The organism is Actinospineispora eucalypti (assembly GCF_039543365.1).
Taxonomy (GTDB): Bacteria; Actinomycetota; Actinomycetes; order Mycobacteriales; family Pseudonocardiaceae; genus Pseudonocardia; species Pseudonocardia eucalypti.
Genome location: NZ_BAABJP010000007.1, coordinates 433,715 through 451,437, shown reverse-complemented (window position 1 = coordinate 451,437; position 17,723 = coordinate 433,715). Strand labels below are relative to the sequence as shown.

Below are 17,723 nucleotides of genomic sequence, written 5' to 3'. Positions count from 1 at the left end.
TAGCACAGGTAGTAGGTGTGGCCGTTGCGCATGGTGCCGCCCATCCGCCGGCCGCACTGATGCGTCAGCATCCCGCGCAGCAGGTAGGTGCGTTGGGTCGCCGGGTGGGTGTTGGGTTCGCTGCTGTCTCGCGAACCGCGTTTGGCCCATCTGCGGGCGGAGATCTCGTCATACATCCACTTCGGGATGAGCGGTTCGTGGACCGGTTCGGGCGACCACACCCACTTGACGGGGTCGTTCACCTTGCCGCCCGCGGAGCGGCTAGCCCGGCGGTTGAACACCTGGTAGCCGGTGTACTTGGGGTTTTGCAGGATTTCCATGATGCTCGTCTTCCCCCACACTCCCCGTGCCCGGGCTTTGATAGTCGGCTCAGGTGGCGGGTATTTGTCGAGATCGGCGTTGAGCCGATCCGCGATGGTGTCGTATCCGATCTTTTCGTAGTAGCGCCACAACGCGATCTGCGTGACCGTCTCCCCGCGTGCGTCGTCGGGCTCCAGCCTGGTCTTGACCAGACCTTTCGCGGCTTTTGTTGGGTTGGGGTGCCGGTAGGTTTTTGCCCGGTAGCCGTAGCAGGGTTTACCGATGTTCCAGCCATCGCGTACGTGGGTGCACAATCCGCCCCAGGATTGTTCGAGGGTGTTTGCCACTTCCCATTCCGCGACGGTCTGATTGATCCGTCGTTGCAGGATTCGCTGTGCCCAGCTCCCGGACAGGGTGATCGGCTCGTTCGACGCGAACAGCGGCACCCCGGCCTGTTCCAGCTCACGCTCAATGGAGAGGCTTTCGAAGGTGCGCCGGGCGACGCGGGAGACGCTCTCGCAGATCACCACGTCGAACCGCCGGTCCGGCCGCGCGGCTTCGGCCAGCAGGTCCGTGATACCCCCGTCGCGGGCGATGGGGATGTCGAACCGTTCGTAGTCACTGCCCTGCCCGCGCTGGTCCAGCACGAGCCGCCCTGACTCCACGTCGTAGAAGTGCGCCACCACCAGCCACGCCTCGGGTAGGGCGTTGCGGCAGTTCCCGACCTGGCGAATCATCGATTGCCGGGGGTCTTGCTGGTCCTCGGTCGAGCAGCGGCTCAGGATCGCGACTCGGACCTCACCACGACGCAGCTCGACGGGCAGCCCCATCGGGGAGACCTCATAGTCCGATAGCCCTGATGGGCCGGACACTGGCACCCGCGCGGACACCAGCCCGGCGGGGCGGCGTAGCGGTGCGTGCGGCAGCTTGAACGCACTCCCGGCCTCTGGTGCTGGCGGGTCGATTCCCCGATCAGTCACGTGTGTTCTCCTCCTGCTCACCGCGCCGGCCGGCGTCCTTTTCGCGGTGTTCGAGTGCCCATTTCAACAGCTCTCGTGTGACCGCCGCGAGTTCGGATCGCACTCGCTCTCCTTCCGGTCCGCTCACCGTGTTGATTTGCCCGGTGTAGCGCCGTTGGGTACCGCGTTTCCGGGTCTCATAATAGCACCATTCGGCCTGGTCAACACCAGTATTCGGCGATATCGCGGGTATCGGATCGGTGAGATGTGCGGCCGGTTCGGCGGGCGGTCGGGGTCGGGGAATAAGGTTCGCGGTGTCAATTGGGCGGTATTTGCCAGAGTGGTCGGCGCCGGTTTGTGTGGAGGTTCGCGGCTCGTTGTTTGGGCGAGACCGAAGAATCTCGCGAGTCGTCTCGCGAGATTGTGTGTCTCGGGTGTCTCGCGAGACATGTGGTTGCTTGGCTCGCCGGGATTCTCGTCTCCGGTCTCGGTCTCGCTGCCGGTCTCGGCGTGGCGTGCGGAGGTCTCGGCGCTCCCGCGGTGCGCGGTGCGCGCCCGGCCGTTCGGGTTCCGGGTGGCCGGGTTCGGGGCGACCGGGCTCCGGTCGGGTCGCCGGGCTGGCTGGGCTGCTGGTGTCCGCGCGGCGGGCCGGTCTACGGACTGGCTGGAGGCCGGGAGATGAGGGCTCAGCATCCTGTGTCACCCGGCCCCGCCTCGCTCGGCTACGCCGCTGCCGGACGGGCAGGACCGAGTGGTCGGTCCTGGGTGGTTCGGTCGGTCTTCGCGCATGAGAGCCAGCCCCCTCTGGATCCACCGCCCGCGCCCCCGCGAGGGGATGCGGGCGAAGCCATCGCGGACATACGCGGCGGGCCGTGCTCAGTACTCCACATCAAACGCGATGCCGACGCGTACGCCGGGCGACTCAGAAGCCGCCACACAGACACCGCTACCACAACCATCCGAGCTTATCCACAAATGGTCGGGAATTGTGTGCGATTGCAAACGCTATCCCATCTATCGGCAACTCTTAGTTACCTCATGGGCGACAATCGGTGACATGGACAGAAACCGCGACATGGCGGGTGCGCTCGCTGGTACAAACCTGGAACAAATCTAACGTAATTCTCATAATGATGCAATACGGGCGGCGTTTCGTCCGTCGTTTCCCGCGTCGTTTCGTCCGCTGATTCCGTTGATGATGAAAGATGCCCTGGTGGCTGTTTTCCCAGCTCAGACCCAGTTTTCTTGGGCGGCCGGTCACGCCGTGACGTCTGTCTGGCTCTGACGCGAGTCACGAGCCGCGTCCTGTCCGGCTAGGGTTCCGTCCCCCGCCGAGGGGTTGCGGGTAGCCTCGGCCCATGACCTCCGACGCGTGGTTACCTAACGCCGGACTAACGCCGTGGCGGTGTTAGTCCGGCGTTAGTCGAGCGTTAGGGGTGCCATTGGGGGTGCCACTGGTCCGCCGTTGGGGGTGCCACTTAGAGCGGCACCCCCAACGGCACCCCCGCAGCCCGCCGTATTCGCAGCTCACGCCGCGCCTAACGCCGCGCCGTTTATGGCGCGACTAACCTACAGGGTTACCCATTCGTACACCCACAATGCACCGTCGTCCGACGTGGACACCCATGCCGGGAGGCTTAGGGGTTTGCGAGGCCGAGCCTTTCAAGGGTCTGCTGGTGGCGTCGTTCGAGCACAGTGGGCTTGCCGCTCGGCTCGGTGCCGATCACACGGGCGAGTTGGAGCAGTGTGCAGCGCTCGACATGGACGCCGGGTGGCGGATTCGCTAGGAGCCACACCGGCCCCGCCGGGCCGGCCGGGTCGCCGTAGTCCCGTGCGGTGGTCGCGATCGGCATGATCGTTGGTGGAAGGCGCGCCAGCTCCGCGCGTAGCCCCTGCTCCCGGCGGGTGCTGTGCAGCGAGAACAAGATCACGCCTTCCAGTAGCTCGGCCTCCGCGTCATCTCGGCCGACATAGCGTTCGATCTTTTCCGCGACCCGTGACAGTGGCTCGGTCCCGGTGTCGTACTCCAGGTAGAACGCCAGTGCGATCCCGCGCGCCCGCCAGCATCCGTAGCCGTCCGGGCGCATGCGTAGCCCGGACCCTGGCTGGTTGAATCCCCCGTGCGGGTTCCGAAGGAACGTCTTCTCGTAGTGCGTGCACACCTGTTGTTCGCTCAGCCACCGACACAGCCCTTCCCCGCGCCAGGTGTTGGGTGCGCGCAACGCGGCGCGGCGGGCGTGGCTGGCGAGCTGGGTGAAGAAGTCGTTCACTCCCAGCAGGTGCCCAAGCTTCGGTGAGGCCGCGAGCCGCTCCAGTCTCGTCTGGTGCGTCCGCGGTGAGGGTGGGTCCTCCCCGCGCGTCGCCGTCATCATCCGCGCGCCCGCGTAGCCCAGGGTGTAGCGCCACGGTTGCGAACCGCCGCCGAGTAGCGGGTACCGGAACCGCCACACGACCCCCAGCTCGTACAGCTCCGCCATACGGTGCTGAGCGCGCCGTAGAGACCCGAACTCCAACGCCGCTATCTGATCGGTGGTGAGCACGCGGTGCGTCTCCAGCAGCGCCAGCAGCGCCCGGTCCCGCTCGGTCAGCCGGGCCAGCAGCGCCCCGGCCGGCTCCCCCGCCCGCCCGCCGGCACGCCCGTCCGGGCCAGCACGGGCACGGGGCCGGGCACGGCTGGCTGTCCGCGCGGAGCGCGGTCCAGCTACGTCTGAACTACTTCTCTTCTCTGAATCTCTCTGCCCACGGCTATACCTAGTATGTCGGGATCGCGTGACCCCGCCGGGGTCGGCCGCCGCAGAGCGTTGACCAGGGACTTTGCCGTTGTGACCTGCATCTTCGGGTGCGTTTGGGGCGGCGTCTCCAGTACGCCGAACCGGCGCCGCCCCAAACGCCGGACCATCCGCCGCCCCATCCGCACGCCGTGCCCGCTCAGCCGCCACGACAACACCTGAGCAACGCCCGAGCAACAGCCGCCACCATGCCGATCACCGCGATCCGGTCACCGCGCCGCCGCCGTCGTCGTTGACCGACTCCACGCCGTCCCAGTCCCTTCCGAGCGGGTCCGGCACTTCCGACGGGTCATAACCCAGCAGCCGCAACCGCGCGGCCACCGCCGGCCCGGATCGCCTCATCACCTCGCCCATGCTGACTATGTCCCGGCCGCCCTCCCGCCAGACCGCGCGCAACCGCTCATCCTCCTCAGCGGTCCACGGCTTCCCCTTCCGCGCGTACCGTCCCGTGATGTCCCGAAACAGCGACTCGTCGTCTTCCTGGCTTGACTTCTTCGCGCCCGGTTTGCCCGACCTGCCGCCGGCCGGCCGGGTTTCCTCCCATGCGGCGCCCAACGCCAACAACAACGACCGCGCCGACACCTGGAACGCACACGCCCGGTCGCCGGCGCCGCGCTCCCGCCAGTCCAACCGCGCCATCTCGCCATCCAGCGTCAAGCGCAAAACGCCCTCCGAGGGATCGGCATACTCTTCCTTTTCCCAGCTCAACGCCTCAAGCGTCTGTTCTTGGATCATGTCGCCCATGCTGGCAGGCCGACCCCCGGCCCGTGGGCCAAACGGAAAAACCCGCACGAAAAAACGCGGCCGATGGATGCCCTCTGGGGCATGTCGGGAGACCGGCCGCCCACAACCAAAGCAGCACCAACCAGCGGAAACCGGCCATGCGAGGGGAACCGTTTGGAGAGCGTTCTAGCCGGACCCCAACCACATCACGGCGGCGGCGTCTCCGGGTCCGGCTTGGGTGATCAGGCAGTGGCCGACGACCTGGCCGCCCAACTCGCACCTTCGACGGGATAGCCGTCGGAGGCGTCGAAGGCGTGCGTGGAAACTAGCGCGGCGGCGCACGCGGGAATATTGACATCCTGGCGTGACCGTACTACCAACCCAGACATCAGTCCCCCACTTTTGCTTCCCCCGGAGGGCAAAGGGGGTATCGGACCTGGAGCTAGAGGCGAGGAAACTTTACCGATCGTCTTTAGTCAGGGCTGATAAGTGAGTAGAGCAGGGAATCGCGCCAAGCATGGTTCGTAAATACATGATCTCGCAGGCGGCCTTCGTACTGGAATCCTAAATTTTCGATGAGCGCGATGGATGCCGCATTGTCCGGGCCAATAGCTGCCGTTATTCGGTGCAACTGAAGATTCTCAAAGGCGAACCGGAGGATAGTTCGCGTTGCATCCATGGCGTAGCCATTCCGCCAGTGGGACGCCGCGACGGCGTATCCCAGCTTCGCTGCCCGAACGCCAGTAAGGCCTAGCCTAGTAAATCCGACAAGCCGGTCATCGTGCAGGCGTGCTATTGCGAGATAGTATTCGACACGAGGCTGAGATTTTGCGCGTTCGATTGCTCCGGTGAGCATTTCATGTGCCTCTTGGCGAGACCTCGACTGAAAGGAGAGGAACTTCGTGACGCGATCGTCCCCAACCACGGCTAGCGTATCGTCGAGATCGTCCATTCGAAATTCGCGGAGCTGAGACCGAGAACCTTCGAGGTGGACGGGATGATTCACGGTAGTGGGTGAGGTCGAGGTCACTTGGGGAGCGCCAGACGGTTAGTGCCGAATTCTTGGGTGGCATCACTGAGTTCGGCGACAAGGTGTGTATCGTGATCGAGCGTTCCGAGGGATTGCTTTACGAAATTAACGGAGCTAACGATTCCATGGATTCTGCGGGCTGGGGGGAGTTGGAGCACGGGTGCCAGTGCTTCGAAAGCGCCATCAATCTCGGCGAGTTCGATGCGTGCTACAGCGAGTGCACACCTTGCGCCAGCTTCGTCACTAAACGCGTATTCGTCCTCGGAAGCGTTCTGGTAGGCGTCAAGAGCCTCAAGCGCTTGTTGTTCAGTCGACGCCGCGTCCTCGACTCCACCCCACCGGAGAGCGTCCGCCGCGTAGTAGAGCTGGCGAGGTCTGGCGAAGGTGCAGAGCCCGCCAAGATCGTCCATCTCGTCTGGCTGCACGTGCTCGCGTGATTCGGAGGCCTCCGCGATGCTGGTCCGAGCATCGGCCATCCGGCCTAGGGCAGCGGACGCGCGTGCTCGATTGGCCAGCAACCACACGGAGCTTGTTCCCCGGCCACGGCTGGCGATTGTCGAGCCTTGCTCGGCATAGCGCACTGCCTCGTCGAGTCGCCCGGCCCAGTAGCAAATCATGGACTGAAGGCCTCGTGTCCATGCACGGAGGCCATCATGTCCGGCTTGGTCGGCACAGACATGTGCCGTTCGAGCCTGCGTCAGGGCGTCATGGGAAGAACCCAGGTCGTGAGACGCCTTCGCCATGAGTCCGGAGACGACTCCAGCGAGCAAGTACAGATCACGGGTGTGCTCGGGACGCTGCCGGCCCTCAAGGAGCGTAAAGGCCTGAGCTTGGGTCTCGACGATGTCGCTGAGCAGTACCTCCAATGGTTCCAGAGGGTAGGCACGGGTCAGACGCCGCACATCATCCGTGAGTTGATCTAGGGACTCGCTGCCCACGTTGACGGCCTCCGCTTTGATCAGGAACGCGCGTGCTCGTTCGGCTCCGACTGCGATTAGTTGCTCTTGCCATCTGTGCTGCTCATGGTGGCGCGCATCGATGATCCGTGCGCCTGGCGGCGGTGGATGACCGTAGGGAGGGCCGAGCAGCCGAGTCGCGGGCTCCCCGAACATGCGCTCAAGAACGGCTTGCGCGCGTGGGTAAGGCATGTTCTTCAAAGCGCCGGCCACCCACCGGTAGGCCTGCCGCGCAGAGAGCACCTCACCGGCGGCGCGTTCGTAGTGTGCACGGAACTGATCAACCGTGAGGTGCCGCTGCGACAGGATCTGTTCGAGACGAGTCCGTGGTGTCCCGGACTCAGTCACGGTGCCCGTCGGCGCCTTCTCGCGATCATCTGTCACTCGCTCACCGTACGGCGCCTGGGACGACCGGCGCGACCCCGCAATCGTAAGGAGTCAGAAGAAGTCACGAGAAGGCATCTCCGCGTCATTCCGAGGTCGGGAAGGTTCTGCAACCGTCGTCTTTCGTGAGGACTGACGTGAACTCCCGGTTGGTGGTCGGTGCCGTGGTTGGAAACCCGGCCGTCACCCGGTATCAATCTCCGCGCGCTGATGCCCTCACTCCGAGTGCGGATTTCGAGATGAAACGGGCGACAGGCGCGTTGAGTAGTGAGGAAGTGCGACCCGCGAAGTGCGTCCCCCTAAGTGAGCCGTTTGGTTGGGTCAGCTTGAGTGATGTGGTCGGGTGGCTGGCCGCGTCGTGCGGGTATGGCCCACGGGCGCGTTGCAGGCGGTGCGGTCGCCCGGCTCCGTGCATCTCGGCGGGTGCGCGATGACCAGCGAGATATTCGTGCGGCCGGTCGCGTTCTGGTTTCTCAATGATGTGGTGATGGCTGAGATGGATCGGCGTCTTACCGTCGAGGAACTGGCGCTTGATGCTCAGTACGCCTACATGATTCAGCGGGATGGGTTGGTGGGTGTCGCGGCGCATACTTGGTTGCACGAGCCTAAGCGTTGCGGCGGGCAGTGGTGGTGCATGGCGCCGGACTGTCGAGAGTTGTGGGTATGTAAGTCGGTTCGGCGTGCATGGAAAGCGCAGCGACGGATAGAGCGGGGGCTCCCGTGTCCGTTGTGATCTCTAAATGCGAATGCTTTTTGCCGCTCGACATCCCGGGCGATGTGAAGTCGTGGCGGCCGGACCGTGAAACAGACCCTGGCCCGACGTTTCGAGCCTTCGCTCGCCATGGCGAGGACCCGAACCAGCGGCGGGTTGTCCGCGTTCACGACGGATTCAATGAAGAGGGCTACGAAGTGAACTACTACGAGAATATCACTGAGCCGATGAGGTGGTGGCAGATTGGGAAATGCGTTCTCGGCAGGGCACATTCCGTGGTTGAAGTCCTGTGTGAGTACGGCACGTGGCGGGTGGCGCCACCCGATTATTGCGGTTGAGACAACGTGGCGACCAGTCCGATAGACGAATTCGGGCTGGACCTGCAAGCGTGAAATAACACCGGTAGTGAGCGTGTGGAGGCGAACATATGGAGGTGCCAAGATGAGGCCCAAGCTCATCGCCAGCCCCTACCCCGATGGCCACCTGGTGGTCAGTCCCGGCCAGGAAGGAGGGATCAAGCTCGGCGTGAACAAGTACGCCGAGCTGCGCGACGCCGCGTCCACCGCCCCCGTGCCAGGCTGGCTGACCGTTGCCGCCCGCGCCAAGTGGGGAATGGACGTGACCGGGAGGGACGTCGGGGACACGGTCATGGTGCGCCCGGATACCCCGTACGGCTACGCCCGCGCCAGCTACGAACTCAACCTCGGTTGCAACTACGACTGTGATCACTGTTATCTCGGTGAGAAGCTGTTCGCGGGTCTGGAGTGGTCCGGCCGTGAACGGCTGCTGGACATCATGGCTGAGGCCGGCGTTCTGTGGCTTCAGCTCACCGGGGGCGAGCCGCTGATCGATTCCCTGTTCGCGGAAACGCTCGCCTACGCGTACGACCTGGGGATGATGATCCAGATCTCGTCCAACGGGTCGCGCTTGCACCAGGAGAAGACCCTTGACCTGCTGAGGACCTACCGGCCGTACCGGCTCACGCTCAGCCTCTACGGGGCGACGGAGCAGTCCTACGACGGGATGACTCGGAGCAAGGGAGCGTTCAAGAGGTTCATGCGCGGGCTTGAGGCCGCCCATGAGGCCGGGCTCGCGATGCGGATCAACTGCGTGCTGTCGAAGCACAACGCGCACGAGCGCGACGAGATGACGGCGATAGCCGACCGGTACGGCATCCCGTCGTTCGAGTACACCAACATCACGCCGACGATTCACGGCACTGGTGAGGTGCTGCCCAGCCAGGCGCGGGAAGTGCTACGTAGGCACGACCCCTACACCGGATGCAACGCCGGGCTCACCCACTTCCATGCCGACCCCCACGGGATGGCGAGCATCTGCAAGATCGGCCGCGAAGAGCAGGTGAACCTCCTCGACGAGGGAGTGGAAGGCCTCCGCAAGCTCGCTGTGATCGGCGACCGGCTCACCACCCGCCACGGCGGGTGTACGGGCTGCACCCTGCAGAAGACCTGCGGGACCTGTATGCCGCTGGCCAACCTCTACCGGCAGGCCAAGGCCCCGCTCGAAACCTACTGCCAGCACGGCAGTGGACCGCTGTCTGCCAGTTCGAGAGGGGGTGAATCATGACCGCTGTTGCCGTCGAAATCCTCCCGGCCCCACCGGAGCCTGCCACGCTGGACCCGGACGCCGTGGAACTCGTCGCCGACACCGACCGTCTCATGGTGATGTGCTCGTGCAGTTCGTCCAGTGATGTCCCCTACCAGTGATCGAGTGACCGCTACGGGCAGCCCGGCGTGGTCGTCGGGCTGCCCGCCCTGTCGAGTAAGGATCACCGTTGGCGCACCGTATCCAGTGGGCTGACCTGCCCGGCTGTCTCATCGAATCGATCAGCGCACGGACCGGGCCGATCATCTCGGGCACTGCCGTGACCGAGGGGAAGAACTCGCCGCTCGCCGCGACCGTGGAGACCCTCGACGGCAGAGTGTTCGTCAAAGGACTGCCCTCTGATCACCGAATGGTGATCACTCAGGCCCGTGAGGCCGCCGCCGCGCCCCTGGTCAAAGGGATCTCCCCGGAACTGCTGTGGCAGTTCGACGAGGCCGGGTGGAACGTTCTCGGCTTCGAGCACATCGACGGCCGGTCAGCGCACTACCAGCCTGGCTCACCCGACATCGATCTGGCCGTCGAACTCATGCATGCCCTCAGCGTCATCGAGATCCCGCCTGGTCCTGGCCCGTGGAAACCCATCCAGACCCGCTTGCGAACCTACGTCGACAACCCCGCCGACGCGGCGGCCCTAGCCGGGCAAACGCTCACCCACACCGACTGGATGCCCGACAACATCATCATCTCCCGCGGACGCGCCTGGCTGATCGATTGGGCATGGGCCACCCCCGCACAATCCTGGACCGACCCGGCGAGCTGGCTGATCAAACTCATTGCCCACGGCCACAGCATCACCGCCGCCGAAGCCATCGCCACCCGGCTACCCGACTACGCTAGCGCTGACCCGGCCCATATCGCCGCGTTCGCCCGCGCGACCGCGAACATGTGGAACGAGATCGAGCGCGACCATCCGATCCCGTGGGCAACAACCATGGCGTCAGCCGCTCGCGCGTGGGCACGGCACCGTGAAGCCCTGCATCGCTAGTGCGTTGACCACATACGTTCGCCGGGTTTGATCATGCGGCGATGCGGGGTCGGCCCCAGCGTTGCTGGCGTTCACTGCGAACCCGGGCTCGTTCACGGCGTTGCGCGGCCAGGACGTCGGGGTGGCGGGCGTTGGCGTTGCGCCAGCGCAGGTAGGCGTGTAGTTCACGGGCCAGGACGGTGTGGTTGGGGTGGTTCGAGGCGCCCATGACGAAGGTCCGCAGCGGCCCGAACTGGGCCTCGATCGGGTTGGCCCAAGAGGCGTAGGTCGGGGTGAAGCACAACTCGACTTTGTTGCGGGCCGCCCAGGCCCGGACCGCGGGAGTCTTGTTCGCCGACAGGTTGTCCGTGAGCACGTAGATCGGTGCGCCGTCCGGGCGTGCTGCTCGGATGGACTTCAAGGCGGCGAGGGTGTGATCGCCGCCTTTGCGGCGCCGGATCACACCCCACAGCTGGTCATCGCCAAGGCTGTAGCAGCCGTGGAAGTAGCGGATGCCGTGCGTGCGCGTATAGGTCGCCGGCAGCCGGGTCGGGTGCGACTCGGGCGCCCAGGTGGCGCCGTGGCAAGGCCGGATGGACAGCGGCCCGAACTGGTCAAACGCGAAGCACCGGTTCGCCAATCGGCTGGTCACCTCCTCGATCCGGTCCAGCTTGGCGTCCTTGTCCGGGTCGCGCGACTCCTTCCAGGTCCGCGTTCGCTGGAACGACACCCGATGCTCACGCAGCAGCTGGCGCAGCCGCTCACGACGGATGCGCACCGGCCGGTCCGGGTTCTCGGCCAGATACGCGGCGAGCTTGCGCACGCTCCAGTGCGTGAACGGGCGCTCGAGCTTGCCCGGGCGGGTAGTGGCCGTCGCGACGATGAACGCGATGTCCTCATCACTGATCAGGCGGGGACGGCCTCCCGCCCACCGAGGGTCCAGCGCGGCCAACCCCCGCTCGTTGAACGCGTGGATCACGTCCCGGACGGTGTCCTCATCCGCCGCGACCAGCCGAGCGATCGCCGGAACCGGGGTGCCCGACGCGGACGCCATGATGATCATGGCTCGGCGGACCCGGATCGAGCCGTGTTTGCCCCGACGCACGATCCGCGTCAACCGCTGACCCTCCGCATCGGTGAGCCTGCGCGCTCTGACCGGTTCTGCCATCCAGACCCTCACCCTCGGTCCCGACCTGACGTCGGATCGAGAGTGGGATCAACACAACCCCGCACCCGGGACGCTGCCCGGCGTGTCGCCAACCCGGTGAACGTTCGTGGTCAACGCACTAGCCACTCGATCGCGTCCCTCGCCCGGCACTAGCGGACCACATCGGTGATCAACTTCGCCGCCTGCGTTGGCGGGCCGTCAGCTCGGGCACCGCCAATCATGGGACATCCAAACCGGGGCCGAGCTACAAGGAGCGCCCATGACCTGAGTAAACTCGTTGCCGTTCTGATAGCAGATCGGCGAGGCACTATGAATGCTCGTGAGATTGCAAGTCTTGCCGCCCTTGCGACGGATGTTTGGAACTCATCCGACATCGACATGGGCAGCCTTCCGGCGTGGATCGGCCTCGGGTCACTGGTGCTAGCCGTCCTGATCTTCGGACGTGATCGAATAAGCGCCGCCCGAGCACAGGTCGATTTGGTTAGCGCCTGGGCAAGCGTCTCGTACGAACGACGCGCGCCTTGGCAAGCACCCATGATTAAGAAGTGTGAAATTTCTGGATCTATTCGCAATGCCAGCCAACTCCCGATCCGGGTAGTACAAGTGGCGTGGCAGGCCGAGACACGCTGGCTGATTGAAGATAAAACACAATCGCAATACCCGAAAGGACCAGGAATCTGGTCCGAGGTATCCGGCACCGCGCCGCCAAGCAATGTACACGATCACATAGACGTGCCCCCTCAGGAAACCGTCGAGATACCACCTTTTGAAGTCGACATCAGCAACGCTGCTCCTCCAGACGCGGCGCAGCTCTCTCCGACTAACGGCGTCCAAGTGCGGGTCAGGTGGCTTCTGGTGGTCGACAATTCGGGGCGTCGCTGGGAGATACGTCCCGAGAAAGGCGACCGCGCAAAACGGGTCCGGCAGCCGTGGTGGAAACCCGAAAGCCCGATGCCACACCAGTGGTAGATGAGGTTCGAGCTGTTATCGCTAAGACCTACGCCACCGAGTTCTGAACGTGCTTCGTGGCGTCCTCGGCGCGCCCACACATACGCGATCTCCGCTTCCAGGCATAGCGAGCGTTATATCTTCGGCTTGGGTCTACGAGAGCGACGGGCGCTAGCTCGCAGGGAGGTAGCAAAAGCGATGAGCTGTTCCAGGCTCCCCAGTTCCAAAATCCGCCGAACTGCATATCCGATGGCCTCATCTGAGTAGCCTTTATGCGCGACCCACGCCAGCATCTGATCCACATCGACGGTTCTGGGGCGCCTCTCACCGATCGGCGGTTCGTTTGGCTCAGGGATCACGGGCAGTCTCGGACTTCGACTGCTAGCAGTGCGTTCCGTTCCCGCAAGGCGATGCTCGCGCGCCTGGGAAACCTGTTCAACTTCAGGAAGCAAATTCAATTCTCGATGACTACGCTTGCCGCGACGCATAGGTCGGGCGCTATCGGGGAGCAAACGGAGAACTGGGCGTTGCTTCAGGAGAAAAGTAGGACCAAAGTCGCTGCGCATCCATTGCCAGACCGCAGAACCCGCAGACAATCGATCGCTATTAGCGAGTGCCTGTAGCCAGCCTAGGCCTGCTAGCGCGGGTTCACCATCAACCATCCCCACGGCGTCAAGTTGTTTGCTAGGCGGCACCCAGTTGATAGGGTCAGGATAATTGAGCGATGCTCCCGGCTCTCCGAATGCTAGTCCCGTGAGTCTCCGCGCTTCTGTAACAAGGTACTGCGAATCTTGTAAAGGCGTTGGATCAGGCACGTCCGTTACAGCTCCGACGAGAGCTGCTGCCATCGTCGCGATCGTATCGGTGTCAGTCCCTACTGCTTCCGCAGCAACCAGCGAGCATCTTGCGGGGTCAACTGGATAAGCGGCTGCAAGGGCCAGCGACGCGATAACCGTAGCCGTGCCGCTTCCTCGAACCGAGGGATCGGCGAGGCTTAAGGAAGAAACGAACGAGCTGTATGCTTCATTTCGCGCCGACGCATCCTGCTCCTTTTCGGCATGCTGTAGCGCACGAACTACCGCGATCGCCGCAGGGAGCATCTCGCGGCATTCATCAACGATCTCGTGCCACGCGGTATTGAAGCCGTAGCCAACAGCCTGCTCCCACGATGGGCGCCACAATGAAGAGAGTTGCGGATGTTCGTCGATAAGGTTGACAGCCTGCTCCGTCATCTCTAACAGCGTTTGCCATTGGCCGGTACCCGGCGTATTTCCACTTTCGAGTGCGGTTCCGAGCGCAACCGCATGAAGAACGGCACCAACAAGCGCCCGCGGGTGACCGTGCGTGCTGACTACGTTCACGATTACGTCAGTAATGTGTGGGCCTAATGTGGCAGGTCGAGGAGCTGCCCACACGTGTGGCTGCACACGCATCGCTCCACCGTTTCCTCCAGCTTCGACCCACCCCGGATAGAAGTTGGCGAACCACGACGTGCCCGACTTTGCCAGGTTGGCCGCTGCGGTTTTTGTGGCGCGTCCGCCGCCGAGGGCGTAAGCAGGCCACACAGCCAACTCGACTCGCGCGAATGCGTCAACGTCGAAACCGTGCTCTGAAATTGCCCGGCACGTGGATAGTCGAAGTTGAGTATCGTCCGAGTAGGAGCCAGCAGGAAGTTTGGCCTGTACTCCAAAACGGCCACCGACGCGTCGGGTCCAGGTCACCGGGGCTCGCATCGGTTCGCCACCGAGCCTCTGCCGCAACCCCCGCTGGTCGGTCAGCTCGCTTATGAATCCGAGCGCATCTGCCCACGCAGACCACAACATCGAGCCGATCGCGCTCCGCGCGCGCGCCTGTGCATGGGATGCGTTGGTCACTGGAATACCTCTGGGCGATGTTCGACGGGCACGTGTGGCACCGCGCTGAAGAGCGGCAGCAGACTCCTGACGTAGTCGATGTTCTCCGGATCGCGCACGTAGACCTTACGAAGGTACGTTACGGGTACAGCTCGTGGATAAAGAACTTCAGCTTGAGGATCAGTTGTGTAGTAGGTGGGCAAGTCAGGCGGCCGAGCAATCCGGCTTCCATACCACCCCCATTCTACCGTAGGTGCGAATAGCGCGGCGAGCCCCCCGACGCCGACGCCGCGTCGAACACAGGCAGTATATGTATTGTTAGTCGTCGTGAAATAAATGGACGGACGCACTAACAACGACGCATCAAACGAAAGGACCACCCACCACAGCTCTTCTTCTCCATGCCAATTCTCCGAGACACCGAGCATCCTTCCATTAACGCGACTGATCGAGAGATTGACGTAATCGGTCCAGTTGGCGTCTTTCAGTCGATCTGCACAGTTGAAGGTCCGAATATGTTCAATATACTTATTTTCTTCGAGACGATCACGAGAGAGCACTTCGCCCGAGGCGAATATTCCCAGCAATCCCTTATTCGTTGTAAAATGCAGGACCTCTGTGATATTTCTCTGAGCAAGATAGGCAGCTAGCTGCGGGTCAGTAGATCGCGCGGATTGCACATTCACAGCGCAACCAGATCGTACGTGCCGGGCTTTAGTAGGCGCAGGACCGTTGACGGATCGTCAGGCTTAAAGCCGAGAAGGACTGTCTTTCGTGCACGGCCCACTCCCATCGCTATGAGGCGTCTCAAGGTATCGAGGTGGACGTCGCCCTGACCCTCTCCATGTGGCGTAACCTCTTGGTTGAGCCCTGCAAGAACGACGTGGTCGAACTCCAGACCCTTCGCAGAATGCAGAGTGGATAGCGCTACAGCTTCAGTACCAGTCGGCCACTTACTCGACCGGGTGAGTTCGGAAAACTCGATACCATTCTGCGCCAGCGTCGATCTCAAGTATGAGAACCAATTGCCACCACGGGGGTGCAGAAAAGCTATCGACTCGGACGTGAAGTCAACCTTTGCGATGAGCTGTTCGAAGATGTAACTTATCTGAGCACTGTAAGGGCCAGCCACTACAACGGGCTTCGGACCTCGAGCGGAACATGCACTGAAGTCCGGCAACTCGCCGTCTCCGTCTGGAGGCAGGTCCTCCACCAGCGGCCTAGCAAAGGCCGCAATTTCTTGAGTATTACGATAGTTGCGTTTCAGTGTATGAGATTTCGTCAGACTAAGCCCTACCTCTTTCCATGTAAAATAGCGAGGGTAAATCCGTTGGGTAGAATCCATCACACACGTCAGCGAGAACGGATCGGCGAGGTGCTTGATCACGCAGCGTATCTGATTCGCTGAGAAATCCTGCGCCTCATCTATTATGACAACATCCCAGCTTGTTGCCACACCGATCCGACCTGCCGCTATTGCAACATCATTCCAATCTAGAAGTCCATTCCTTTTCTTCTCTTCCGCATAAGGCCGCACAACTTCTTGCAGGATTCGACATTGAAGTGGCGTCTCTACTCGCGGGCTGACTCCGCGTCCGACTCTCTTCGTTGTGAGATAGCTGTCAAGGTTTTCGGGCGAGAATCGACCTAGCAGGTAATTGACCTCGTCAATGGTAAATTCTGGGTCGAGCGGGAGCCTGGACGCGAGAGGGCGAAGAATACATCGAGCATCGGAATTGTCAATAACGGCCAGTTCGCCCATCATTCGACGGGACCACTTACTAAAAGTGCTCACCCGGAGTTGCAGGCCAACGCGGCCTGCAACTTGCTCCCGGGCAAGCTCAGCTATATATCCCTCTAGGGTTCGATTGTAAGTTAGCACTAGGGTTCGAACCGGTTCGGTTAGCCCGAGCCGGTCTCGTCGCGAGAGCCATGATTCACAAAGCTGACGTAACCGCAGCAGTGCTGTCGTAGTCTTACCACTCCCTGCCGAGCCCTTGATCAAAAGAAAACCCGGCCGGTTATCGGCAAGAATAGTAAGTTGCTCAGCGGTTGGTGGCACGGATGGCAGAATCCGCATGCCGTCTCCTGTCAGTTCTTCAAGCCCGTACTCGCTGCAAACAAATGTGGTGAGCGGAGGCACGCCTAGTCAGGCGCATAGCGCCCGCTTGGCCCAGCCTGAATTGACTCTCGCCGCTAGAGACCGGCATCAGTCACGACGCTCTTGTGCCCGTACACAGCCCCGTGACCGCCAACTCCCGCCATCCATATGCTTCTCCGTCCGCACATGACAAGGATCAACACGGTTGGCTACCTATCGTGGCTGGGACGTGACAGGTTGACACCGCCTTTCGGCGGTGGACCACCCGCATGGAGCAACTCGTACCCCGAGAGTCCCGGTCGGAGGCTCCGAGTTCAGACGTAGCCCTGGTTAGGAGTTGGCGCTCCAGACTCGGGACGCGGTCGCGCTAGCTGGGCTTCCTGATCGGGACCTGTGCCAGACAGCGATGTCGTCGGCGCCATCCTCTACGCTCTTCTTCGCCCCGAATCACACGACGGTGATTCATCCGGCGTTGGTGCACGACGCCGGGGGCTCGCCTCGGGTCGCGATCTCGCAGATGTTCTGCGCGAGATGGGGCTGTGAGAGGAGGTGCTGTGTCGACTCAAGAAGGAGGTCAAAAGCAAAACCGCGACAGTGACGGATGGATCAATCCATCTGTCATCACTGCCGCGGTCCTGCGGTTCCTAGCCGCGGTAACGGCCGAGATCTTGTTCAAGATCTGGCCGTGGCGTCACTGATGTGATGCCGCCCGCTGCCGGGTAGTGGCTCGTTCTTTTGCCGGAGCCGAGCTGCTACCCGGTGGCGTCCCTCCTACCAACTGGCGGAAGGACGACGATCAGTTTCAGTTCTTGCCGTGCGTGCGCGGAGCGCCCGTGTGTACACGCAAATCCTACATAGCCATATACACCCGGCTGCCCCCGGTGCGGAGAATTTCTACCCTGCCGGCGCAGATTTTCTCCGCAAGCCCGATGGAGGGGCTCTGCACCGTGGCCGCGTTGTTGCCGGTCGCACGGATTGTGAGATCACCCAACCAGTTCCCTGCGAACCGGCATCGCAGTCCCTAGGCGCCCTTCGGAACGCCTGGCTGCCCGCCGTCGGGTAAAGGGCGATCGAGGTTGGGGCCGCGTACGCCTCCTATCGCCATCGTACGAGGATCACCACGGCCGGATCGGTGGCGTTTTCGTCGCTCGTTTCCGCCGTCCCTCCTCGCGAACCGCATCGGTGATCAAGCTTCTCGCGGCCGGCGTTGGCG

At 62.9% G+C, this 17,723-nt stretch carries 12 protein-coding genes and 1 pseudogene; 4 read left to right on the top strand and 9 right to left on the bottom strand.

Annotation, left to right across the window (positions count from 1 at the left end; all coding sequences use genetic code 11):
• Nucleotides 1-164: 164 nt before the first annotated feature.
• The 5 genes and pseudogenes from ABEB12_RS42075 to ABEB12_RS09625 all read right to left on the bottom strand — a co-directional run.
• Nucleotides 165-1,037 (bottom strand): annotated as a pseudogene (locus ABEB12_RS42075) (recombinase family protein); the annotation flags it as partial.
• Nucleotides 1,038-2,896: 1,859 nt separating this feature from the next.
• Nucleotides 2,897-4,198 (bottom strand): replication-relaxation family protein, encoded by a 1,302-nt coding sequence (locus ABEB12_RS09640; protein ID WP_345702692.1) that lies wholly within the window; start codon nt 4,196-4,198, stop codon nt 2,897-2,899.
• Nucleotides 4,199-4,243: 45 nt separating this feature from the next.
• Complete coding sequence (locus tag ABEB12_RS09635; protein ID WP_185066610.1) at nt 4,244-4,792, bottom strand: hypothetical protein; 549 nt, start codon at nt 4,790-4,792, stop codon at nt 4,244-4,246.
• A gap of 451 nt (nt 4,793-5,243) precedes the next feature.
• On the bottom strand, nt 5,244-5,777 hold the full coding sequence (locus tag ABEB12_RS09630; protein ID WP_345702734.1) for a GNAT family N-acetyltransferase: 534 nt from the start codon (nt 5,775-5,777) through the stop codon (nt 5,244-5,246).
• 20 nt (nt 5,778-5,797) lie between these two features.
• Entirely contained in the window at nt 5,798-7,141 is a 1,344-nt protein-coding gene (locus ABEB12_RS09625) for an XRE family transcriptional regulator (protein ID WP_185066612.1), read from the bottom strand.
• Nucleotides 7,142-7,861: 720 nt separating this feature from the next.
• Here ABEB12_RS09625 and ABEB12_RS09620 point away from each other — a divergent pair.
• From ABEB12_RS09620 to ABEB12_RS09610, 3 genes are all read left to right on the top strand, one after another.
• Nucleotides 7,862-8,191: a hypothetical protein gene (locus ABEB12_RS09620; protein WP_185066613.1), complete on the top strand. Its 330-nt coding sequence runs from the start codon at nt 7,862-7,864 to the stop codon at nt 8,189-8,191.
• 103 nt (nt 8,192-8,294) lie between these two features.
• Entirely contained in the window at nt 8,295-9,437 is a 1,143-nt protein-coding gene (locus tag ABEB12_RS09615; protein ID WP_185066614.1) for a radical SAM protein, read from the top strand.
• Between the two features lie 208 nt (nt 9,438-9,645).
• Nucleotides 9,646-10,461, top strand: a complete 816-nt coding sequence (locus ABEB12_RS09610) for a protein kinase family protein (protein WP_185066615.1) — start codon at nt 9,646-9,648, stop codon at nt 10,459-10,461.
• 31 nt (nt 10,462-10,492) lie between these two features.
• Here ABEB12_RS09610 and ABEB12_RS09605 read toward each other — a convergent pair whose 3' ends face one another.
• Nucleotides 10,493-11,608, bottom strand: a complete 1,116-nt coding sequence (locus ABEB12_RS09605; RefSeq protein WP_185066616.1) for an IS630 family transposase — start codon at nt 11,606-11,608, stop codon at nt 10,493-10,495.
• Between the two features lie 309 nt (nt 11,609-11,917).
• Between ABEB12_RS09605 and ABEB12_RS09600 the strand changes: the two genes are divergently transcribed.
• Complete coding sequence (locus tag ABEB12_RS09600) at nt 11,918-12,577, top strand: hypothetical protein (protein ID WP_185066617.1); 660 nt, start codon at nt 11,918-11,920, stop codon at nt 12,575-12,577.
• Between the two features lie 113 nt (nt 12,578-12,690).
• Here ABEB12_RS09600 and ABEB12_RS09595 read toward each other — a convergent pair whose 3' ends face one another.
• From ABEB12_RS09595 to ABEB12_RS09585, 3 genes are read right to left on the bottom strand one after another with little or no spacing between them, the layout of a single operon-like run.
• Nucleotides 12,691-14,379 (bottom strand): ADP-ribosylglycohydrolase family protein, encoded by a 1,689-nt coding sequence (locus ABEB12_RS09595; protein WP_345702733.1) that lies wholly within the window; start codon nt 14,377-14,379, stop codon nt 12,691-12,693.
• A gap of 47 nt (nt 14,380-14,426) precedes the next feature.
• Complete coding sequence (locus ABEB12_RS09590) at nt 14,427-15,095, bottom strand: DarT ssDNA thymidine ADP-ribosyltransferase family protein (protein ID WP_185066619.1); 669 nt, start codon at nt 15,093-15,095, stop codon at nt 14,427-14,429.
• Nucleotides 15,092-16,489, bottom strand: coding sequence for a 3'-5' exonuclease (locus ABEB12_RS09585; RefSeq protein ID WP_185066620.1), 1,398 nt, complete (start codon nt 16,487-16,489; stop codon nt 15,092-15,094). Before ABEB12_RS09585 ends, ABEB12_RS09590 begins: the two co-directional genes overlap by 4 nt.
• Between the last annotated feature and the right edge of the window lie 1,234 nt (nt 16,490-17,723).